This is a genomic window from Mesorhizobium sp. M0340 (assembly GCF_040321535.1).
Classification (GTDB): domain Bacteria; phylum Pseudomonadota; class Alphaproteobacteria; order Rhizobiales; family Rhizobiaceae; genus Mesorhizobium.
The window spans coordinates 72,963-94,817 of record NZ_JAMYRR010000021.1; the positions used below are offsets into that span (position 1 = coordinate 72,963).

The 21,855-nt window shown below is 59.7% G+C and carries 21 protein-coding genes and 2 pseudogenes; 6 read left to right on the forward strand and 17 right to left on the reverse strand.

The annotated features are described in order from the left end of the window. Positions 1-477: 477 nt before the first annotated feature. From NKI79_RS25345 to NKI79_RS25395, 11 genes are all read right to left on the reverse strand, one after another. Positions 478-972, reverse strand: coding sequence for a Mov34/MPN/PAD-1 family protein (locus NKI79_RS25345; RefSeq protein ID WP_352805427.1), 495 nt, complete (start codon positions 970-972; stop codon positions 478-480). Further along, on the reverse strand, positions 972-2,774 hold the full coding sequence (locus tag NKI79_RS25350; protein WP_352805429.1) for a ThiF family adenylyltransferase: 1,803 nt from the start codon (positions 2,772-2,774) through the stop codon (positions 972-974). The genes NKI79_RS25345 and NKI79_RS25350 overlap by 1 nt, the downstream gene beginning before the upstream one ends. A 440-nt stretch (positions 2,775-3,214) precedes the next feature. Then, positions 3,215-3,712, reverse strand: a complete 498-nt coding sequence (locus NKI79_RS25355) for an Lrp/AsnC family transcriptional regulator (protein WP_352805431.1) — start codon at positions 3,710-3,712, stop codon at positions 3,215-3,217. A gap of 508 nt (positions 3,713-4,220) precedes the next feature. After that, positions 4,221-5,765, reverse strand: coding sequence for a fumarate hydratase (locus NKI79_RS25360; protein ID WP_352805434.1), 1,545 nt, complete (start codon positions 5,763-5,765; stop codon positions 4,221-4,223). A gap of 6 nt (positions 5,766-5,771) precedes the next feature. Next, on the reverse strand, positions 5,772-7,205 hold the full coding sequence (locus tag NKI79_RS25365) for an NAD-dependent succinate-semialdehyde dehydrogenase (protein ID WP_352805436.1): 1,434 nt from the start codon (positions 7,203-7,205) through the stop codon (positions 5,772-5,774). Between the two features lie 201 nt (positions 7,206-7,406). Further along, complete coding sequence (locus tag NKI79_RS25370) at positions 7,407-8,333, reverse strand: LysR family transcriptional regulator (protein ID WP_352805480.1); 927 nt, start codon at positions 8,331-8,333, stop codon at positions 7,407-7,409. Positions 8,334-8,455: 122 nt separating this feature from the next. Beyond that, positions 8,456-9,358 carry an HpcH/HpaI aldolase/citrate lyase family protein gene (locus tag NKI79_RS25375; protein WP_352805437.1) on the reverse strand — a complete coding sequence of 301 codons (903 nt, stop codon included), beginning with the start codon at positions 9,356-9,358 and terminating at the stop codon, positions 8,456-8,458. A 136-nt stretch (positions 9,359-9,494) separates the two neighbouring features. Then, entirely contained in the window at positions 9,495-10,646 is a 1,152-nt protein-coding gene (locus tag NKI79_RS25380; protein WP_352805438.1) for a CaiB/BaiF CoA transferase family protein, read from the reverse strand. Continuing rightward, positions 10,646-11,917 carry a methylaspartate ammonia-lyase gene (locus NKI79_RS25385; RefSeq protein ID WP_352805441.1) on the reverse strand — a complete coding sequence of 424 codons (1,272 nt, stop codon included), beginning with the start codon at positions 11,915-11,917 and terminating at the stop codon, positions 10,646-10,648. Before NKI79_RS25385 ends, NKI79_RS25380 begins: the two co-directional genes overlap by 1 nt. 555 nt (positions 11,918-12,472) lie before the next feature. Then, positions 12,473-13,090, reverse strand: coding sequence for a GNAT family N-acetyltransferase (locus NKI79_RS25390; RefSeq protein WP_352805443.1), 618 nt, complete (start codon positions 13,088-13,090; stop codon positions 12,473-12,475). A 99-nt stretch (positions 13,091-13,189) separates the two neighbouring features. After that, positions 13,190-13,468 (reverse strand): hypothetical protein, encoded by a 279-nt coding sequence (locus NKI79_RS25395; RefSeq protein ID WP_352805445.1) that lies wholly within the window; start codon positions 13,466-13,468, stop codon positions 13,190-13,192. Between the two features lie 132 nt (positions 13,469-13,600). Here NKI79_RS25395 and NKI79_RS25400 point away from each other — a divergent pair, with 132 nt between their 5' ends. Continuing rightward, positions 13,601-13,723 (forward strand): hypothetical protein, encoded by a 123-nt coding sequence (locus NKI79_RS25400; RefSeq protein ID WP_352805448.1) that lies wholly within the window; start codon positions 13,601-13,603, stop codon positions 13,721-13,723. A gap of 240 nt (positions 13,724-13,963) precedes the next feature. Here the strand turns inward: NKI79_RS25400 and NKI79_RS25405 are convergent, their stop codons facing one another. From NKI79_RS25405 to tnpB (NKI79_RS25415), 3 genes are all read right to left on the reverse strand, one after another. Then, a complete protein-coding gene (locus NKI79_RS25405; protein WP_352612028.1) occupies positions 13,964-14,197 on the reverse strand; it encodes a hypothetical protein in 234 nt (77 codons plus the stop codon). A 2-nt stretch (positions 14,198-14,199) separates the two neighbouring features. Further along, entirely contained in the window at positions 14,200-15,876 is a 1,677-nt protein-coding gene (gene tnpC, locus NKI79_RS25410) for an IS66 family transposase (protein WP_352805450.1), read from the reverse strand. A 66-nt stretch (positions 15,877-15,942) separates the two neighbouring features. Continuing rightward, positions 15,943-16,161 (reverse strand): IS66 family insertion sequence element accessory protein TnpB, encoded by a 219-nt coding sequence (tnpB, locus tag NKI79_RS25415; RefSeq protein WP_352805453.1) that lies wholly within the window; start codon positions 16,159-16,161, stop codon positions 15,943-15,945. Positions 16,162-16,461: 300 nt separating this feature from the next. Between tnpB (NKI79_RS25415) and NKI79_RS25420 the strand changes: the two genes are divergently transcribed. Then, positions 16,462-16,644 carry a hypothetical protein gene (locus NKI79_RS25420; protein ID WP_031203903.1) on the forward strand — a complete coding sequence of 61 codons (183 nt, stop codon included), beginning with the start codon at positions 16,462-16,464 and terminating at the stop codon, positions 16,642-16,644. After that, positions 16,622-18,709 (forward strand): recombinase family protein, encoded by a 2,088-nt coding sequence (locus NKI79_RS25425; protein ID WP_352805455.1) that lies wholly within the window; start codon positions 16,622-16,624, stop codon positions 18,707-18,709. Before NKI79_RS25420 ends, NKI79_RS25425 begins: the two co-directional genes overlap by 23 nt. 12 nt (positions 18,710-18,721) lie before the next feature. On the opposite strand, the gene tnpB (NKI79_RS25430) is transcribed toward NKI79_RS25425, so the two are convergent. Both tnpB (NKI79_RS25430) and tnpA read right to left on the reverse strand, forming a co-directional pair. Then, on the reverse strand, positions 18,722-18,889 hold the full coding sequence (tnpB, locus tag NKI79_RS25430; RefSeq protein ID WP_352805458.1) for an IS66 family insertion sequence element accessory protein TnpB: 168 nt from the start codon (positions 18,887-18,889) through the stop codon (positions 18,722-18,724). Further along, positions 18,886-19,239 (reverse strand): IS66-like element accessory protein TnpA, encoded by a 354-nt coding sequence (gene tnpA, locus NKI79_RS25435; protein ID WP_031239744.1) that lies wholly within the window; start codon positions 19,237-19,239, stop codon positions 18,886-18,888. Before tnpA ends, tnpB (NKI79_RS25430) begins: the two co-directional genes overlap by 4 nt. 102 nt (positions 19,240-19,341) lie before the next feature. Here tnpA and NKI79_RS25440 point away from each other — a divergent pair, with 102 nt between their 5' ends. The 3 genes and pseudogenes from NKI79_RS25440 to NKI79_RS25450 form a co-directional block, all read left to right on the forward strand. After that, positions 19,342-19,881 (forward strand): hypothetical protein, encoded by a 540-nt coding sequence (locus NKI79_RS25440; protein WP_352805461.1) that lies wholly within the window; start codon positions 19,342-19,344, stop codon positions 19,879-19,881. A gap of 407 nt (positions 19,882-20,288) precedes the next feature. Then, on the forward strand, positions 20,289-21,161 hold the full coding sequence (locus tag NKI79_RS25445; protein ID WP_352805463.1) for a TauD/TfdA dioxygenase family protein: 873 nt from the start codon (positions 20,289-20,291) through the stop codon (positions 21,159-21,161). A gap of 45 nt (positions 21,162-21,206) precedes the next feature. Next, positions 21,207-21,400 (forward strand): annotated as a pseudogene (locus tag NKI79_RS25450) (IS21 family transposase); the annotation flags it as partial. A 49-nt stretch (positions 21,401-21,449) separates the two neighbouring features. On the opposite strand, the pseudogene NKI79_RS25455 reads toward NKI79_RS25450, so the two are convergent. Next, positions 21,450-21,554: pseudogene (locus NKI79_RS25455) on the reverse strand (hypothetical protein); the annotation flags it as partial. Between the last annotated feature and the right edge of the window lie 301 nt (positions 21,555-21,855).

Sequence of the window (21,855 nt, forward strand, 5' to 3'; positions counted from 1 at the left end):
ACCGTCTTCAGTCTCCTCATCGAACAGCAAAGGTCCCCTCTTCACATCACGATCGACTTACGATCCCAGGACGTGCTCTAGATTCTTCTTTCGCATAGATTTGGACGGGCTCGCCAAGGCTCGACACCGGTGTCCACACAGCAGTAGACGCTTCCATCTGTCCCGATTGCAATTGGCTGTCTCGATCTTCAAGCCCTGGGTCTTCATCACTCGGAAGAACTGCTCGATGAGCCAGCGCTGCGTGTACAAGCGACAATCTGCCAGGCCCCGGCGGAGCAGGTTGCCGCATGGGTGGTCAGGAGCAGCCAATGCAGCGGGTCCCCGCCGGTGGGCGCGGCCGTTTGCGACTTCACCCGCTGCTGCCCGCGCTGTCGGGCAGGCCGTTCCTCGCTCAGGTTTGCCGGATCATCGCCTGACCGAAGCGGATGCCAGGTCATGCCTTTCATCAAGCCGCTGGGATCTGCGTGTGCGGAGATTTCAAAAGGCCCTTATCTGCACCGGATCGAGATGCAGCTTGTCCCAGAGCACCACCCGCGGCACCGTTTGTGCTCGCCACGCCGTCAGCTGCCATGTGCCGGAAGAACCCCATAGAACCATCATCAGCGGCAATGCGCAGCGGGCTTCTGGTGTGGCGATAACGCGGCGAAGGACGCCGCGGTCGGTCCAACTCAGCGCGCCGCTCGAAGCGCCGGGGTGGCTATGCCAGTCGCCGAGGTAAGTCTCGCGGCGACCCGAACGCTCATAGTGGGCGGCAATCTGCTCAGCCTGCCATTGCTGATCCGGCTGGAACCGGAAGCGCTCGTGAAGGGCGCCGGGTCCGGGGCCAATCATGTCGGTTACGACGGCGGTATCAGGATTCAACCACCAGCCCATGAAAGTGCCGCCGGTCTCTAATGGGAGTTTGGTGTCGGCTTCAACCGCGCATTCCTGAGTCACGGTGTTAGGCAGCCAGACATCGACATCCGGCAACATCAATGCCCGCCCCGGCAGTCCGGATGTTTTGGCAGCGGATCGACACGCCAGCGCGGCGGACAGCGCCCTCGTTCATCATCAACAAAGCTGAGTGTCTGCACGACCGAATCCTCGTCCGCCTTACCCGAGAGGGTATCGATGGCCAGCCTCACCGCCTGCAGCGAAAGTTCCTGCAGATCATGGTCGGCACCGGTGAATGTGCGCTCGCTGCACCCCGCCGGCTGGGTCAGGGCCTCGTCACCGGCATCCTGTCCTGGCGGGGGTTCGATCTCGTGCTTGTGCCATGCGTGCAAAAGGCAATTCGGGCAGCCGCTTTCGCGGACGTGCCGGACAACGGTGCCGCCCTCCAGCGTCGGCGTCGCGGACATGCTTATGAGGGGAACGGCTGCGCTTCGGCAGCGGTCATCCAGCAGCGTTGTAACGCCGTGCGAAGCGCTGCCATCGATAACGAGATCGGCGTCCCTGATGAGCGAGTCGAGAATATCGTCGTCACCCGGATCGCTCAGAGCCTGCGCCGCAATACCTATAAAATGCGAATGGCTACGGACTTCGGTTGCCGGATACTGGCGAGCGAGAAAAGCCTGCAACGCGTCTGTCTTGCGCTGACCCCAGACGGCTGCGCCCAGCGGCCAACGGATCGTGTTTCCGGGCTCAAGAATGTCATGTTCGACGAGATCGAGGGTGCGGCATCCGTTGCGAGCAAGTTCGATCGCTACCGGTGCGCCGACGGCGCCAACACCGACGACAAGGATCCGCTTGTCTTTGAGGGATGCAACGGCCGGAACACGCCAGCCAATGTCGCCCGGCCCGGCGCGAAAAACGGGCAACGCGGTGATACGCCGCGGTTTGGGGGCTTTGTTCTTCTTCGGCTCAAAGCCGTGGGCATGACCGAAGACCATGACGAAGCACCAGCCGAGGCCCGTTTCACCAAAGGCAAGCTCGCTCGGATAGACGAGTGCGCAGAGGTCAAACTTCAGACCTGAACCGTAGTTTCGCGGCCGGGCCCGCTGGAGCCATGAGTAATCTTGGCGGAGCTTTTTCAGCTGTGCGTCGAGCTGAGGTTCGGGCAGGATCGTGTCTTTTGATCTCACCCACGGAACCTCCAGCTGATTCTTCGCGTCGGCGAGGTCAATCGGGAGCGGACCCGCCCATTGGTGAAGTACTTGGCCATCCTCAGCGCGAACCTCTTCGACATAGGCCCTGACCGCCGGACTACGGATTGGACCGTTCTCGGTCTCCACTTTGACCGTTTGATCTTGGATATAACGCAGCTGCAAGGTGCCCTGCGAGGTGTCGCCGAGATTCCAGTCGCTGTCGATCAGACAATAAGATCCCGAATTGCGACCAAGGTTATTCCACCAGTATTCGGCAGGCTCGCCCTGCTGGTCTTCCTCACCGGTGCCACGCACGGAGTCGGCGAGCTGTTTTTCCAGCAACGTGCAAAGCGACCAGCCCGGTGTCCACTGCCGGGTGTCGCGGCCGAGCAGGCAGAGATTGCCGTCGATAGGACTGCGGTGGCGCGCAGGCGGGGGGTCAAGGCCGGCGAGCAGAAAGACCTGAGGCCGAAAGTGCGGGTAGGCGTCGGGAAAGACAGCCTGCAACCGAAGGGGCGTCGCCGTATCGAGCGGCCAGTCGAATGTGAGCGACAATCGCCCGGCAGCGAGGGCCGGCTCGTCAATCTCAGGCGTTATCCCGGCGGTGTGCAGCGCGTCGAGTTCGTATTTAAGCCGCCCCGGATAACGCTTCTCCCAGCGGGGAACTGGCTGCGCCGGGGTCGTCATGGATGAATCGGGATCAACCATCCTCTCATCCCACCTTGCGCGGCGGGGGTATGGGCGGATCAGGCGGCCCCGGCGGAACACCGTGAGGCGGCCCGGAAGGCACTCCGTGAGGCGGTCCTTTTCCGGGATTATCTGGTGGTCCCTTTCCGGGGTTGTCGGGTCTTCCAGCCATATTTGGCCTCCATATCCACATACTTTGTGAGCTTGTCGTAGGGCCGGCAGTTATCGGTTGTTGGCATTAATGTGCTTCTGAGCTTATATCCTGGGCGTAGAACTTTTCGGATCTCCGACTAAATTGCTCAAAAGCTTGGTTGCTCTCGCCCGAAAAATTGACGCGGAACACTCGGTCGACTGGCTCGTTATATGCGCAACGGCCTCTCGCATTTCGCGGAAATGTGCGTATTTGACTGATGAATTCGCGGAATCGGGACTAATTACCGACGAAATCAACGCTTCAGAGTTCATCTCCGCTTGAAGGAGGACAACGCAATTGGTGAATTGGATTTCACTGGTTTCGTCACGACTAGGCTGTAGTATTGATCGATCCCCAAGCCTGCCTGCAGCAGTCGCTCCATAAAATCCTGATACGCAGCCATAGAAGGAGATGAAACGCGCATCAGATAATCGATCCGCCCCCCTATAGCCCAGCAGTCAAGGATTTCCGGGAGGTCTTGGATCGCAGCCTCGAAGTGTCGTTGGTCCTCGAGACGGTGTCGATCCAGCACCACCTCAACCATCACAAAAACAATACCCCCGATGAGGGCTGGACTGAGTCGCGCGTAGAACCCCTCAATGATCCCTGCGGCTTGGAGTAAACGGAGCCGCTCCGAACAGGCCGAAGCCGATAGGTGAACACGCTTTGCGAGCTCGCTTTTCGAAATCCGACCGTCTGACTGAATCTCTGAGAGAATCCGGACGTCCCAAGCGTCTAGTCGCACAGGGTCGAGTTTCGACTTCATGACCTTTTGCTCTCAAGCCGTGGTCGACAGCGCAATCAGTGCCAACCAATTCTATCATTAATTGAAGCGACCTAATGTAGTGGACGGCATCCATTCCCGGGCCGCAATGCGCCAGAGTGGGGTTGTCGAAAGTCAGGTGAGGGAGTTCGAACCATGGAAAGCCTGTAGAAGCCGCTATCGCCCCGCCGCCTAACGGGGCGATGACGCACTGGAGAGGTTAGTCGCCCGGCAGAGACCTCGTCGAAATAGACAGCGCATTTCTTGAATCTCCGCTACTTTACCTGATTGGCACCCTCGACAGTTCCCGAGCATCGATCGCGTGGACGGCATGGTCGATGCAGTGTTTACATCTGCGCATTTGGCTTCGAGATGAATTGAAGGCCTTTCTTCTTTGGGTCGCCGAGGAGCCTGGGTACCGCAAATGCCGCTCGTGTTGCCGCTACGGCCCAGAGTCCGGCCCGGCCCGATGTCGCGACATTGAGCCTGGCCGGATCGCCCAGCCGAAGACTCAAACGCCGATGTTGCGTGCGATGCTGTCGGCCGCCATGCGCTTACGCCACTCAAGCGGTCCGGAATTGTGAATGGAGTTTCCCTCAACATCGACAGCCATGATCACCGGCATGTCCTGCACCTCGAATTCATAAATGGCTTCCATGCCCAGGTCTTCAAAGGCAACGATCCGCGCCGCCTTGATCGATTTTGAAATCAGGTATGCAGCGCCACCCACTGCGATGAGATAGGGCGTTCTGTGTCTGACAATCGACTCGATGGCCGCCGGGCCCCTCTCCGCTTTGCCGACCATCGCGTATAGCCCAGTCTCGGCGAGGATCTTGTCAGTAAAACCGTCCATGCGGCTGGAGGTTGTCGGGCCAGCCGGTCCGACGACCTCATCCCTCACCGCGCGGACTGGTCCGACGTAGTAGATCACGCGTCCGCGCAGATCGACCGGGAGCGGCTTGCCGGCATCGATTAGGTCGACGATGCGCTCGTGGGCGGCGTCACGGCCGGTCAGCATCTTTCCGGACAAAAGAAGGGTTTCCCCGCAGCGCCACCATGCCGTCTCTTCCTTGGTGAGCGCATCGACATTGACCCGACGGACGCCGGTCGTGTGCAAGTCCTCATGACCGATCTGGGGCCATTCGGAAAGATCGGGCGGTTGGAGCTGTACCGGTCCTGCGCCGTCCAAGATAAACTTCAAGTGCCGGTTGGCGGCGCATTGCGGAATGAGCGCCACAGGCTTGGACGCCGCATGTGTAGGATAGGTGGCAACCTTGACGTCCACGACTGTCGTCAGGCCGCCTAGGCCCTGAGCGCCGATGCCTAGCGCATTAATTCGTTCATAAAGCTCAACCCGCAGTGCCTCCTCCGCACTTGACGGGGCCCTGGCGATCAGTTCCGACATATCGATGGGCTCGTTCATGGCCTCCTTAGCCAGCAGCATCGCCTTTTCCGCGCTGCCACCGATGCCGACCGAGATCAGGCCGGGCGGGCACCATCCGCTGCCGAGCGTCGAAACGGTGTCGACCACCCAGTCGGCAACGGACGCGCTGGGGTTCAGGGTGGTAAAACGCGCCTTGTTTTCCGACCCGCCGCCTTTAGCGGCGATGGTCATCTCAATCTGGTTGCCGGGCACGAGGTCGACGTGGATGACCGCCGGCGTGTTGTCGCGGGTGTTGACCCGCCCGGCGAGCGGATCGGCAACGATCGATGCCCGGAGAGGATTATCCGGGTCGAGATATGCCCGACGGACGCCCTCATTCACCAGGTCTGCGAAACTGGCCGTTGATTTGATGCGGACGCCCATGCCGACCTTGGCGAAAACCACCACGAGACCGGTGTCTTGGCAGATCGGGCGCCGTCCGAAGGCGGCCATGCGAGAGTTCAGCAGTATCTGCCCGATGGCGTTCTTCGCAGACGGGCTCTGTTCGCGCGCGTATGCCTGCGAAAGGTATCGGATGTAGTCGGGGGGATGGTAGTACGAGATGTACTGAAGGGCGTCGGCGACGCTCTTTGTGATATCCTTGCCGGCAATGGTCCGTGTCTTATTATTCACGAAATCTCATCCTAATGACCGGAACCCGTTGACCAGTTTCAGGTTTTGGAAGCTCCGAAAACCGTGCTCACCGCCTTCGTATCCATAGCCGCTCTGTTTGACGCCCCCATATGGCGCATCTGCGGAAACGCCTTTTAGATAATTTACACTGAGAGCGCCTGCCGAAAGACCGCTGATCAGCGCCCGTTTCGCGTCGGCGGCGCCGGTGAAGAAGTAGGCGGCCAAGCCATACTCGGTGGCGTTGGCTTCTTCGATCGCCTCCTCGATCGTGTCGAATGGCGCTACGGTGAGGATCGGCCCGAACGGCTCGTCATGAAGCATTTTCGCATCCTTTGGCACCCCTGTCAGGATGGTTGGTGGCCAGTAAAAACCGGGCTGGTCGGGGCGGATGCCGCCAGTTTCGATGCGGGCGCCGCGATCGACCGCATCCTTGACCAGACGCTGCATGGCCTCGATTCGTCGCGCGTTTGCCATTGGTCCCATCTCCGTCGCCGGGTCGTCCGGCGGGCCGATCTTGATCTTGCGGGCGGCTTCCGTCATCCGGGATAGGAATTCCTCATAGAGGGTCCGCGCGACAAGGATCCTGCTCGGCGCATTGCAGCTCTGGCCCGCGCACTCGAACTTATATTCCGAAATTGCAGGTACGGCGTTTGCCAGGTCGGCATCCTCGCATACAACGACCGGGGAGTGCCCACCGAGTTCAAGAATGCACCGCTGCAAGTTATTCGCGGCAAGCTTGGCGAGCTGTCTTCCAACCTCGGTAGACCCCGTGAAAGTTAGGACCTTCACGATCGGCGAGCTGAGGAGATGCCGGGATATTTGGACAGGCACGCCAAAGACGAGATTGACCACGCCGTCCGGGATACCCGCTTGTCGCAAGGCTTCGACGAAATGGACAGCCGCGCTTGGTGTCTCTTCAGCCGCTTTTAGGATCACCGGACAGCCTGCCGCCAAAGCAGGGGCGAGCTTGCGGGCGATGAGAACGGCGGGATAGTTCCAAGGCGTAAAGGCAGCAACGACTCCAAGGGGCTCCGGGACGATCATCCTGTTCGGGCCCATCGGAATAGGGGCCGACAGCTCGTCGGCGTGGGTGCCGTTCCACTCCAGTGTTTCGACAGCGCGCGCATATTCACCTGTCGCTTCGGCAATTGTCTTTCCCTGTTCGGCCGACAGGTCCCTGGCTGCCGCTCCAAGCTTCGCTGCCAAGATCCTGGCGGCTGCTACGAGGATCTCGCCACGATCTTTTGCAGGCCGTGCGGACCAAACCTTGCGGGTCCGCTCTGCCGAAGCAAGGGCCTCATCCAGGTCCGGCGCTGAAGCCGCGGCCACCGAGCCAAATACCTTCTCTGTCGCCGGGTTGATCACCGGCAGAGTAGTTCCGTCACTTCCGGCTCGCCACCTGCCATTGATGAAAAGCTGATAGCTCGTGGCGTTGGACATCGCATGCTCCGCTTGACTGAATTCCTGCCAGTGCGAGACCAGCCGATATCCAGCCTAGGCTCGCTTCTCTGCAGTTTCATCGCGATGGTCACGCCCGGTCAAATATGGAATATCGACCAAAACCATCTCGAATACAGATTGATACGGCTCAGGCAGTCGCGGAGGAGCAATAGCACCTGGAACTTGGTTTGAAGGATGTGCCTAAGTCCGGTCCGGAGCCGTGGCCGACCAGTGCCTGCTCTCGATTAATGTCCTGACGACCTTGGGGATCAGCTTGCGGACCGCAGAAACGGCTGGAGAGCGCTCATCTTTCGGGTTGACGGCAAGCACAACGGAACGGGTAATCACCGGATCAATGATCTTAACCGTCCGGACTTGGCCTTGAGACGCCTCTTTCTGAATGGCCGACGGGGTAAGGATGGAATAGGCTTTTCCTTCCATGACCATATTGATGATCGTAGAAAGGGAGTCGACTTCGAATCTGACGTCCAGCACACAACCGTGTTGCGCAACGACATCAGCCACCGAACGCCTGACATTGTTGTTGCGCATTGGAACCGCCAGCGGGAATGCATGCAGGTCGGCGAGCGGTATCGACTCTTCGAAAGGCGGTTCACCCGGAGGCACCGCCAGGCAAAACTCTTCGCGGGCCAGCACCGTCATTGGCCCTACGCTCTCCGCAGTGCGGTACAGGACTGCCAGATTGAAGCGGCCAGCAGCCATCCACTCCTCCAGCGGTCCCGTCATGCCCTCGATCATCTTAAGTGAGATCCTCGGCAATTCGGTTCTCATCGATTCAAACAAGGGACCGCTAAGGACGCGAGCGGCTCCGGACGGAATGCCAATGGTCACCTCTCCGGAAGGAGCAGCCACCGAGTTGGTGAGTTCCGCCTCAGTGAGCTGAATTTCCTTCAGGATGATCCGCGCGCGCTCAAGCAATTTTGCACCGGACGCCGTGACACTAACGCCAGTCCTGTCGCGTACCAGCAGCTGGGTGCCGAAGCTTTCCTCCAGTTGACGCACATGCAGGCTTAGAGCGCTTTGAGCAATGTGCAAGATCGCGGCTGCTCTCGTGAAGCTGCCTGCCTCGACTACGCCGACAAAGTATCTTAACTGCCTGATGTCCACGATGAACACATCCAACCGGGCATGATCCCCAGTGCTTCATATCTATCTCGAAACGAGATGGTCGACAAGTCACAAAACTGTCGCACCAGTTCGAAACAGCCTGTCCGGCAGCTGATTGAGGCTCAGTTATTGTTGGCGAGAGCCAGTATCTCGTGGGCGCGCCGAACCACTGGCGGATCTATCATCTTACCATTTAATGAGAATGCAGATAGTCCACGCGTGGCGGCATCGTTTTCCGCCGCGACGACACAACGGGCCCACTCGAGTTCCTGTGCGCTTGGCGAGAAAGCCTCATTGAATATGGCCACCTGTGTCGGATGGATCGCCAAAGCTCCGGCAAAGCCAAGCCGTCGCGCATGCGCTGCGGCTTCACGAAGCTTATTAGTGTCCGAGAACTCGCCGATGCTTCCAATAAAGCCCAGCGGGAGCAACCCGGCCGCACGGGCGGCAAAGAGAACGGAAAGGTTCGGCGCCAAGAGGAGGTCAAAATCCGGGGCGCCGCCAACAGCAGCACTGAAGTCTTCAGGACCAAGCGCCATTGCGACCATCCTTGAATGCGCCGACGCAATGGCCGCGAGCCTTTGCAAGGCGCCAGGCGTCTCGATCTGGGCAAGGAACCGGATGCGTCCCAGTGGAAGATTTCTTTCTCGTTCAAGGTCTGAAACCGCATTCGCGATCTCTAAAACCCACTCTGCCGAATCCGTCTTCGGAAGGACAAGTGCCGCAACACCCGCCATCACGGCTGCATCGAGATCGGCCGCCAACGCGCGCAAACCATGGTTCACGCGGACCAAAACAGATGCGCCCTTGCGCGCCACCTTTGCCACGGATTCGGGAAGCTGCCGCCGTGCCTCGCCTTTCTGATCCTCGGGAACGGAGTCCTCCAGGTCGAGAATGAAGCCATCTGCCCCGCGCTCATGGGCCGCCTCGACAAAGCGCGGAACGTGCGCGGGAACGAAGAGCAGGGATCTCCAGCGGGGTACAGACATCGGGCCTTCAAAGGCCGGAAGGGTGTCCTTCATCATGCAGCCGCCTCTGCGGTTGATTTTGGCTGGGACACTAGCAGTGACCTTGCTGGGCGGCCGATGCGCTGGGATGCCCAGAAGTATGCACGCTCTATGCAAATCGCGAGCGCGCCCATCTTACCGACAATATGCGCGCTCACTCTGATGCGGCTCTTTCGCGCGAACGCCCCAGAACCTCTTCGCGGACAGCCTCGGTGTGGGCGCCAAGAGCCGGCACCGGGCGCAGCGAGGGGCGCTCGGAGTTGAAGATCGCCGCCGGCGCAATCGTCTCTACAACTCCTTCAGGTGTGCCGACCTCAACCCTGCGAACGTGGGGATGTTTTGAAACATCGGCCACTTCGTTCAGTCGGCCATACGCCAGACCGGCCGCTTCAAGCTCCTGCATTGCTTTGTGGCAGGACAGTTTTGAAAACCGCCGTTCAATGATCTCATCAAGTTGCGCACGGTGACTGAGACGCTCCATATTATCAGCAAAGCCAGGTGCTCGTGTAAGCCCGGGCTGCTTCAGGAATTTCTCGCAGAAGTTTACCCATTCGCGGTCATTCTGAACCGAAAAGATGACCTCTTTGCCATCGGCACAACGGTAGGCGCCATACGGGGCAAGCGACGGGTGTTTCACGCCGGCGCGTATCGTGTGGTAGCCGCTATAGTCGTTTTGCAAAACCGGAACATTCATCCAGTCGGCGACGGCATCGAACAGTGACACCTGAATACTGGTCCCTTCAGCGGTGACCTCGCGATGATAGAGGGCCTGAAGAATGGCGCTATGCGCCGTCATGCCCGCTGAGATGTCGCAGACCGAGACCCCTGCACGCGCGGGCCCTTGTTGGTTGCCGGTGATCGCGCATAGACCTGTTTCGGCTTGGACGATGAGATCATAAGCCTTCAAGTGGGAATACGGCCCTTTGTCCCCAAAACCCGAGATATCGCAAGTGATCAGACGCGGATATCGGCGACGCAGATCCGCAGACCCGAAACCCAGTTTTTCGATGCTGCCGGGCTTCAGGTTTTGGATGAAGACGTCGGCAGCGCCGATGAGTAATTCCAGGACATCCCGGTCCGTCTCCGACCTCAGGTCGAGGCAAACCGACTCCTTACCCCGGTTGAGCCAGACGAAGTAAGCGCTCTGTCCCCGCACCAACTTGTCGTAATTTCGGGCAAAGTCCCCTTCCGGCCTCTCGATCTTGATGACACGTGCGCCGGCGTCTGCAAGACGAGACGATGCATAAGGCGCGGCAACGGCCTGCTCCACGGCTACCACAGTGATCCCCTCAAGAGAGTTCGGCATCACGACACCGCGCTTTTCATCCCAGCGTTTTCGTTTGGAGTCCGACGACGATTCAGCATCACGAGCAATCGGTTCTGTTCGTTCCCGACGATGGAAAATGCCTCGTCGACACCCATTCCGGGCTTTGCGAGCATCATGTCCGCCTGGGTTGCAACCGATATGTGGACCGAAGCCCGGGCGGAGAAATCAGTCTCAGTGCAGCTTCCCCCGACATACGCTCCCACCTTGTTCCCCTTGCACAGAAGAACGGCACGCGCCGTGTCGGCAATTGAGCCCACATCCGGGGCCTTGATTTGAACGAGATGCGCGGCCTTCGCCTCGGCAAAGAGCCGAATATCCTCAAGCGTATTGCACCTCTCGTCCACGACAATGCGAGCTCCGGAGCCCCGGTCATTCAGGATCGATACAATTCGAGCGTAGTTATCAATTTGGGCCTGTGTGGAACCAAAGTCCGCCGGGCACTCGATGTTGAGCGTGAAATCCGGAACCGTATCGGCAACCCTGCAGATAAAGTCGGCGATGCGTTGCGGCTCCAGACCGATTTCCTGACCGATCCAGCCATACACATCGAAATGCAACACCGGCTGATACCCCGCGCGCCCGATTTCCCGCGTGCGCGTTGCAACCCACTTGACGAAATCCATGAAGGTCTGGCCGTTGACGCCGAATTTCTGACGTGAGTTGATCAGGCCGTGGGGAAGGACATCCACGGCCTTCAGAATCATCTTATCCACGTTGATTTCGCGTGCGTCACCGCTCTGGCAGTAAATCGGAATCCTGCGCGTCGGCAGCGGCAAATCAAACTCGGCGCATATGATCTCCGCCATGGTCTTCCGATGAAGGTGGGCGGCTGCGCGAAGAAGCGCTTGGCTCACGCCGTACTCAGCAGCCAGAGGTAACCGCCGATGTTCGAAGGGTTCAAAAACCTTTGCGCAAGAATCACGAAACCGAGAGGCATCGACATCAAGAAGCCGCGGTGCGACAACGCGCGACATTAGATCTGAGATTTGATTGGTGTCGAACAGAGGGTCGCGTCCACCGGCACCAGAGTACTGGACGCTCATCATGTCACCCCAAACAACGGTGTCGTCTGTAAGGACGAGCCCCAGACTGAGCGAAGATGCTGGAATGCGAATCGAGTCGAACCCAGGCGTTGTCGGTTCGCCGACATAGATGAAGCCGTCCTGGGTCGCCCCGGACCTAATGGCAGCTTGATCGTCATAAAAGAATGCGCCGTTGCCAGGCGCAAGGAGGACGTCTTTGATCTGCACTTTTCTTCGCTCGATCTCTATGGGACCGCATTGGCGGCCTGATGCAGTTTCGTTCGGTTGCGTGCCAAGTATGCGCCGTGTGGCAATCCGTTCGCCAATATAATGTCCCGGACGGTGCCATCGCGTTTGGAGATGGCCCCTGCCCAAAGAAAAAACCGCCGTCGCTGCGATCTACCAAGTCCTGTCTTTACAAGCGAGTGTCTATCGACTTTGGTAGCGGCTCCGCAGTTCAAGCGGCAACCGCGGTCCGCGCCTACCCCAGGGCGGTAGTATCCTCGCTGGCCGCTCTTTAAACACCCGCACATTCCGAGTAAGATCACAAACAGTGCAGTTGCCCCTCATGTCCTGTGCACGCGAACTCTCCCGATCTCGCGATATCTCAAGGGGACCGTAGTCAGCGTTCTCAATCCAGCATCGAATTTGAGGCATGTCGATAATGCCGTCCCATCATGCTTCGGTCGAAGACCAGATGCTGCATTCGAACCACCCAATCGCATCAACCGTTCTGCGTAACGGCTTACCCGCGGGCGCGTCGGTGTCAACCATAGTGCAAGTTCATCGACGGGTAAGCATGCACCGAGCAATACGGTTTGGTTGCAGCGCTACTGATTTGGGACTTCTGGGTTCTGCGCAATCAACAACATGTAAATTATCGATTTTTACAGCTTTATCTGGAGTAACCTCAAACAACATCCTGTCACCGACATAGCAAAACCCGATCTTAATATTTTTTCGAAGCGAACGCGTGTTTGTTTGGCGAATGAATCCAGTCACTTTCTCAAGCTTTAGACGCTCGAAAGCAAATTGGACTACTGCCCTGCCGGCCTCGACCGCGATCCCTTTCCCCGAGGCCGCAAGGTGGAGACAGGTTACGAGTCCCACGTTATTCGGACCTTCGGGCAAATACGGGCCGCTGCATATCAATCCACAATAGCCAGCGAATTTTCTGGCTTGGCCTTCATCCTTGACGAACACCATCCATACGCCGAAACGATTGTGCTGCCAATGATTGATGAACTGAAGCAGTGCAGCTTTCGATTGCTCTATCGTCGGATAGACTCCATCCCCGATGGCGTTCACCACGAAAGGATCGCTATGAACTCCATGTAGAAGAAGCTCGTCGCTATGCGACGGCGGCCTTAGGATCAGGCGCGGCGTTTCTAGGATGTGCATGAGAAGCTTCCTTTCTGAGCCGACACTTATAATTGAGCGGCACCTACAACAAACGTGGGACTATGATCTTACAGAATGCGCGTTCCTTGGATTAAAGTTCTAAGAAATCTCCGCAATAATCCTGTTTCCGGAATGCTGAAGGTTCTTTAAATTCGCTGAGAGGCGCGGCCATTGCACGCTGATGATGTTGCTGAAGTCACGCAAGGAGATTTGCATCCCTAGCCTGGGCGCGGGAAGTCGAGAATGACACCCTTGGCGTAGGCCCATAGGCAAGCAGAGTTCGTCGGAGAGCTGACCGGCGACGCGGTTCAGTTCGCGCTTGCGCAAGATCGCCAGCATGTTGGCGCGGTAGGTCGTCCACACGAAGGTCCTGAACATGCGCCACCAAGCCCGTCTTATGATAACGGCGTGTTTTAAAGAGGCTGGCTGATGTAGCTTAGCGATTGACTTGGCGTAGGACTCGGTTGTCTAAGCCAGCCCTGCCACCGCCTCTCGCGAGCCACACCCGCAATGACCGAAAATGCGTTGCTGCCGCTGTCTTTTCCAGCTGTTGGACACAAGAAGATCACAGCTGGTTTGACGGCGGACGATGCCAATGGCAAGGGCATGATGGTGCGCGGGCCAAACTCGTAGTCCTCCAGTGGAAGACTGGACAAAACCGGGCGCTCGACGGTCTCGAATAGTTGCCGGCGATTGACGCTCAGCCGCCGCATTACATATCTTTGATGCATCGAGTGCCGGGCAATGGCGGCTTGGCCTCAGCCTGCGAGAAGAAGGTCTGATTGCGCAGACGCCCCAGAAGTACGCATCCGGTGAAGACCGCAGACGTGCGCATCCGGCAGCCAGGAGAACCTGAGCACCGGAGTGCTGGGGTCAAGCTTTCTTTGGGGAGACGCGATGATATTCTTCGAGGAGGAGTTTGACCTCCTCGATGCCTTCATCGGTGAAGGCCAAGATCCCGTCGTCATCGTTGGCGCCGTAGATCCAGATGACGCCGTCCTCGGGCTCGAGACCGAGGGTCAGGTCCTGGATGAGCGCTTCGCTGACGCCGAGGTCCCTGGCGACACGATCGACGGTGTAGACGTGATGCACCTTATTGCGCTGCATGATCAGGCCGCCGCTGGTTGGGTCCGCAATTTTGCGGATCTCCAATTCCACGGCAGCAAATCATCGATCCGATGGGCCGGATAGGCGGGCAGTCGGGCGAGGACGTCGGCGAGCCAGGCCTGCGGGTCGACATCGTTCATCTTGGCGCTGACGATCAGGCTGTAGAGAACGGCCGCGCGCTGTCCGCCGCGATCGGAACCGCAGAAGAGCCAGGACTTTCTGCCGAGAGCGATGCCGCGCAGGGCTCGCTCGGCTGCATTGTTGGATAGGCAGATCCGCCCATCATCGAGGAACCGGGTGAAGGATGACCAGCGGCGCAGCATGTAGTTGAAGGCCTTGGTCAGATCGTGTCCGCGCGAGAGCTTGTCGCGCGTCTCGATCATCCAGCGCTCGAGTTCGGTGACCAGCGGCGCGCTCCGCTCCTGGCGCACGGCGTGGCGTTGGGCCGGCGACAGGCCGTTGATCTCGCGCTCGATATCGAACAGGGCATCGATGCGCTTCACGGCTTCAACCGCTAGCGGATAGACCAGGTTGGGCTTCTCGCCGTGCGCCTTCTTGCGCGCAGCCGCTTCGATATCGGCCAGTTCGAACACTTTGCGCCGGCTGTGGGCCCAGCAGCTGGCTTCCAGAACAGGCGCCGGCTGACGGCCCGTCGCATAGAGATCGCCATAACCGCCATAGGCATCGGCCTGCAGAATGCCGCTCCAGCCGGCGAGATGCGCCGCGGGATGTTCGCCTCGGCGATCGCGGGAATAGTAGAACACCACCGCCGGCGGATCGGCGCCGCCGAACGGTCGGTCATCACGCACATAGGTCCATAATCGGCCGGTATCGGTCTTGCCCTTGGCCAGGACCGGCACCGTCGTGTCGTCGCCGTGCAGACGTGAAGCGGCCAGCACATGGGCTTCGAGCCGCTTGAACAGCGGCATCAGCGCCGCGACGCCGGCGCCGACCTGGTCGGCGAGCGTCGACAGGCTGAGCGGCACGCCTTCGCGCGCATAGCGTTCAGCCTCGCGGTTGAGCGGCTGATGCTGGCCGAACTTCTCGAACAGGATCATCGCCAGCAGGCCCGGACCGGCCCAGCCCAGTGGAGTGGCGTGGAACGGCGCCGGAGCCTGGCTGATCGCCTCGCAGTCGCGGCAGGTGAACTTCTCCCGCACGTGCTGGATCACCTTCCATTGCCGCGGCACCACCTCCAGCGTCTCGGTGATATCCTCACCCAGCTTGCGCAGCCGATGACCGCCGCAGCAATGGCAAGCGGCCGGCGCCGGCTCGACCACGCGTTCGCGCGGCAGATGCTCGGGAAATGGCTGGCGCGCCGGTCGCTTGCGCATGTAAGGCGCCACCTCGGTGGTCCGGGCCGCGGCCTGTTCGGCGGCGATCTCGTCTTCCGTCGCGGTGCTCTCGAGTTCCTCGAAGGTGAGTTCCATCTGGTCGTGCAGGCGGGCTGAGCGTTCAGAACTCTGACCATGCAGCGCCCGCTGCAGCTTCCGGATCGTCAGATGCTGATGCGCGATCAGCGCCGCATCATCCGATGCCTTGGCCCTGGCGACCGCCAGTTCGGCCTCGACCAGCGCAGCGCGCGCGGCCTCGTCTTCGGCTCTGGCCAGCGCCGCGGTCAGCGCTGCTCTCAGCGCGCCAATATCGTCCGGAACAGCATCCTGGGCGGTGGCAACCATGCCCTGGAGTGAATCATAAAACGCGTCCGCTGACTCGCGGAAAATGGCGCAAACTCAAAGAAAAACTCAGCCCGCGCGCTGCGGGCGGAACGTGTGAAGCGGGTTGCGCCAATCGATCCCGTCGAGCATGTAGGGGAGCTGCGCCGGTGATATGGAAACCGTGCCGTCCGCCGGCGACGGCCATAGAAACCGGCCCTTCTCGAGCCGTTTTGCATACAGCGACATGCCGAGCCCATCATGCCAGATAATCTTGATCAGATTGGCGCAATTATCGACATTCTGCATATGGTTTTCGCTTTGCGACGGTTGCCTATCGCTGGCATCCGTTGTTTGGGAGCACGTTGCAGGTTTCGCCATTTCGTCGTGGGAAGGCGTTGACGTGCATCTACACGGAGGAGCGTCCTGACCTTTGCCGCGAACTCCCGAATTGGATGTTCGACGCCGGCTACTGCGCGGGCATGACGCTCGGGCGACCCGAAATCGGCATCGAGGGTCTCAATGAGTTGACGATCGTCCTGACGGCGCTCGGCGCGAATCGCAAGCAAGGCGCACAATCCCGCCCTTCAAGGAAGAAGGAGAGGGACGGTGCGAAGAAGCCGATATCACAATCGCGCGCAGCTCATCCTGCAGCTGGAGCGTCAAATTCCTCATCCGCCAGTGGGCAAAAACACAAAGGGACTGGTCGAGACATTGGCCGACCTTCTGCTGGAAGCGCTGGCGGCCGAAGCGGATCAGGGAGGCGGTGATGAACCCGAAGATCACGCCTGATCACCTCGCCCGCTCGGCGGTAGTTTACGTTCGTCAATCGACCATGTCGCAAGTGACGGGCAATCTGGAAAGTCAGCGCCGGCAGTATGACCTGGCGGGAGCCGCAGAAGCGGTCGGCTTTGCATCGGTGACGGTGATCGACGACGATCTTGGCCGCTCGGGGTCCGGCCTGATGCAGCGACCCGGCTTTGAGCGGCTTGTCGCCATGGTCTGCTCCGGCGATGTCGGTGCGGTCTATTGCATCGAGGCGTCACGACTGGCGCGTAACGGACGGGACTGGCATCATCTGATTGACTTGTGCGCGCTGGCCGGCACGCTGGTCGTCGATCCGGATGGCGCATACGATCCGCGGCTCGTCAACGACCGCCTGCTGCTTGGGCTGAAGGGAACGATGTCGGAATACGAACTGAGCCTGATGCGACAGCGCGGCATCGCCGCCCGTGACTCCAAGGCCAAGCGTGGGGAGTTCCGCTTCATGCTTCCGCCAGGCTTCTGCTGGAGCGAGGCCGATAAGGTCGAGATCGATCCTGACGAGCACGTGGCCGACACCATCCGGCTGGTCTTCGCGAAGTTCCGCGAGTTGGGCAGCGCGCGGCAGGTCTTCTTATGGCTGCGATCGGCAGACATTAAAATGCCCGTGGTCCGGCGCAATGTCGAGGTTTGCAAACTCGTCTGGAAGCCTCCCGCCTACCACAGTGTCATGCAGATTCTTCACAATCCGCTTTATGGCGGCGCCTACGCATTCGGCAGAACGGCGCAGCGGACACGGATTGTCGAGGGGCGCGCCCGTAAGGCCAGCGGCTTCAGGAAGTCTCGCGACGAATGGCATGTGTTGTTGCGTGACAATCATCCTGGTTACATCAGCTGGCAGGAATACGAGGAGAATCAGAAGCTCCTGCTCGAGAACGCGCATATGAAGAAGAACTGCGCGCGCAAATCTGCACGTGGAGGCCGCGCCCTGCTCACGGGATTGATGCGTTGTGGGCGATGCGGACGAATGATGCGCGTCTTCTATGGCATGGCGAAAGGCAACGCCCATCGCTACCAGTGCCGCGGCGATGATGCCCATGTCGGCGCTGGCCTGTGCATCGGCATTGGCGGTCTGCGGATTGATCGCGCCGTCGCCCTGCAGATCCTAGAAGCCGTCTCCGATCGTGCCGTGGAAGCCGCGATCTTTGCTTCGGAGCAGGCCGAGCGTTCGCGAAAGGACATCGTTGCCGCCGTCGAGCGGGAGCTGGAAGCAGCCCGATACGATGCCTCGCTGGCCGGGCGTCGTTACGAACTGGTCGACCCCGCCAAGCGCCATGTCGCACGCGAACTCGAGGCTCGCTGGAACGATGCGTTGGACCGCGTGGCCACACTGGAGCGCCGGATCGCGGAGCTGTCGGCTCTGTCGGCGACACGCCCAAAGGTCGATCGCGCCCGTTTGCTTCAGCTTGCCCATGATCTACCGGCGGTATGGAACGCACCCTCAACCGACACTCGGACCAAGCAGCGCCTTATCCATATCCTGGTTCAGGAGATCGTATGTGATCTCGATGAGGCGACCAACGAAGCCGTGCTGCTGATCCATTGGACCGGCGGGCGTCACACCGAGGTGCGTGTTGCCCGCGTCAAGACCGGCCGTTGTCCAGATATGGCGCCGAGCGCCGTCGAAGCACTGCGCAAACTCGCCGGACACTGGCCAGATCGCGAGCTTGCCGTATCGCTCAACCGGATGCGCTGCAAGACCGGCGATGGCGAGACCTGGACGACGGTGCGCGTGCGCGAAATGCGCGAGCGGCTCGGCATACCCGGATACGATCCAGCCAAGGCTGATGGCGAAATGATCAGTCTGATGAAAGCCGCCGAACGGCTTGGCATCTGCGTCGGGTCCGCGAAAAGCTTGGCTCTCAAGGGCATCCTGCCGGCGAAACAGATTCTGCCCGGTTCGCCCTGGCTGGTCCCGGTTGAAGCACTCGCTTCAGAAGCGGTGCGCATAGGGGTGCAAGGTATCGTCGCTCGTCGACCGAAGTTCTACGAGCAATATCAATACGATAAAGTCGTCCGACTGCCCGGACTCTGACAAGGGGATGCATTATGAAACGAACTGCCCGCTGCGGCCGCGGAAGACATAAATATCGCCGGCATGCGGGTCCCGGCCCAGCGTCTCCTGAACCTGCAGAGCGAGGCCTTGCATCCCGCGACGCATATCGGTCCGGCCGGCCGCCAACCAGATCCGCACCTGGCTCGGAACCGGGATCATGAAACGCCCAGCGCCTTCACCATCGCTGCCGCCAGTGTTGGCGGCGTGGTCAGCGGAATCCGCAGCCGCACCTTGCCGGCGACCTCCAGCTCGATCACCGCTGGGGATGCCGCCGGCCGCGAAACGGCGACAGGCTCATCGGGAGCCACGACAACTTCGGCAAAGCCCGTCTCGCGGGCTCTCACCGTGCGGCGCCACTTATAGATCAGGCTGGTCGCGACATCGTACTGACGCGCTACCGCCGCCACTGTGGCCCCGGGCGCGAATGCCGCGGCCAGTATCCGGCACTGATCCTCTTCACGCCAACGACGACGACGCTCAGGCCCGGTCAATAACGTCACATGGCTCATGCTGTGCTGCTAACTTCGCTCGTAAGGGCGACCTTAAGAGCGCAGCCTCGCTACCGTGCCGTCCTCTCGCAAGGCGGCCTTCGCCGGAGGGTATCCCCCAGAATGCAGGACTGGGCGAAACGCATGGCGTTCTCGGCTTTCTATTTGTCCCTAGTCGCCCGTGCCCTCCTTGGCGCCATTGCGACTGAAGAGCTTGTGCTCAAGCGCATCGTCGGCCAGCTCCCCCTGCAAGGGCCAGCTGAATCCAACCGCCGCTGCGCGCTGCAGATTACCCTGCACAATACTGCGCGCTGTCCCAATACTACCGCAATCTCGCGCGAGTTCGTCCCGCTTCCAGCAAGACGCAGCATTTGTCTCAATTGTCTCATGATCAGCCTTCTCTTTGCCGGTACCAAAATCTTCCCGTTTATCGCGGAGCATTGGATGTCAAACTTGCTGACCCGGGAGGTAATATTCAGTGCCGAAAACCGGCCGGCTTTTGATGGAATGGTGGCCGGCTTCGGGTCGGAATCCGCAAAGCTGCCATCCAGGCGATCGCGCAGCGCGAGCATCAGTCAGGCGAGAAACAGCGCCAGATCGAGTTGGCGCTCGAACAGGCGCGATATGAGGCAACCAGAGCGCGTGTGGACACGGTCGACTTGAGAATCGTCGGTTGCTCACGAACTCAAGCGCCGGTGGAACGGCGCCCTCTCGCGGCCGTACGCGCACTCGAGGAAGAACTGGAGGCCTGGTTCGACAACGGCTGGCGCCGAGGAGCGCCAGCGCCGGGCCGACCTGGAAGTCGCCTTGCATCATACGGCGATCACTGCCGTCACGCGGCGGTGCCATCAACATCGACTCCATTTGCCCCCTGTCACAGGCGCGAATGCACGCTAGAGTTCGGCGGCAAGGCGATCTTTCAGCAGAGACGTCGCGCCGATCTCGCTCGGGATCAACCCACTAGGAGAGGTAGGCGCGGTGGCAAATGGAGACATGGTAACACTACCCACCTTGTCACAGTAGGATAGCTTTGCACGGTGAAAAAGGCCGCAACTTTGGAGAATGCCACCATGAGTGAAATAGACTTGATCGATAAAGTCATTCCACGTACGGATGTCGTTAAATGCACAGCGCGCATCGGCGCTGAAATCAGGAACATCAAGCTGTCGGCCGATTTGCCGGACCAGGCCATCGCTGCGATAAACGGTCTGGTGCTTGAGCACAAGGTCATCTTCTTCCGCGACCAGGGTCATCTCGACGACGCCGAGCAGGAGCGCTTTGCTCTTCGTTTCGGGAAGCTATCGCCATATCCAGAGGGAACGATGCCGATCCTCGAGGTTGATTCCGCAGGAGGAACCCATTCTGACATTTGGCACATCGATTGGTCCTGCATGGATGCCTATCCCAAGATTTCGATGCTGCGAGGCGTTGTGATCCCACCAGTCGGCGGCGACACGGTGTGGTCAAACACTGCGGCCGCATATCTCGACTTGCCGCTGCCCCTCCAACGGCTTGCCGACGACCTCTGGGCTGTTCACAGCTTTCCCGGAGCTTCTAAGAGGCCTTATGCGGAGCCCCTTACCGGACCGAGGATCGAGACCAAGCATCCCGTCGTACGCGTCCACCCCGAGACCGGCGAGCGCACGCTGGTGCTCGGCTCTTATGTAGCACATTTCGTTGGCGTCTCGAAATACGACGGCGAGAGGCTGTTCGATCTATTTGAGTCTCATGTCACAGCGCAGGAAAACACGGTGCGCTGGAAGTGGAAGCAGGGTGATGTTGCTATCTGGGACAACCGAGCCACGATGCATTGTGCGACTAGGGATTACGGCGACCAGCGCCGCGTCGCCAGCCGTGCGACCATCGAGGGCGAGGTGCCCGTCAGTGTCGACGGCCGGTACAGCGTTGCGCGTTTTAAATTTGGCGGCGAAGTGAGAAACTGACCCCCTAACGAAGCTTAGAACTGACCCCTCTGTCAACGAGGAGAGATGGACGACCGATATCTCAGCGCACCTGCATCGTCGCGAACGATGCAGGGCGCGGAAATGCTTCAGGCTGACGAGGTGGTGGCGATGTTGCGGCTGCACGATTGGTGGGTGCCAAGCGGCTTTCCAGATTTGGATACGCGCGCAACACGGCGCGCCTGGATGATTGGTTACGCGAGCGCTTCTTCCATTCCGATCAAGAACGCGAATGGACGTGAAGCCGGGCGTTATCGGCTCGCCGACCTAGATTAAGCCGTCCTGGATTGTGCCGGTCCTAATAGCAGCCTGGTCGTCATAGAAAAATGCGCCATTGCCAGGCGCGAGGAGGACGTCTTTGACTCTGCACTTCAATTCGCTCGATTCTTTCCGGATGGCGTTCGCGGCGGATGCAGTTCGATCCCCCTACGCGCCAACTATGCGCCACTTGGCCTTGAGTTCGCCTATATAAAGTCCCGGACGGTGCCATCGCGATAAAGTCCCGGACGGTGCCATCGCGTTTGGAGATGGCTGGCGCCCTCCGCCGTCGGAAAAATCCAGCGTCGATATGATGGACCCATTTGGAGGCCAGTCTCAAAGGGTGATTTTTCGGGCCGAAATTGGCTTCCATCGGGGAGCGTCTCTGATTCTTTAGCGCATCTCAACAAGCAGGATC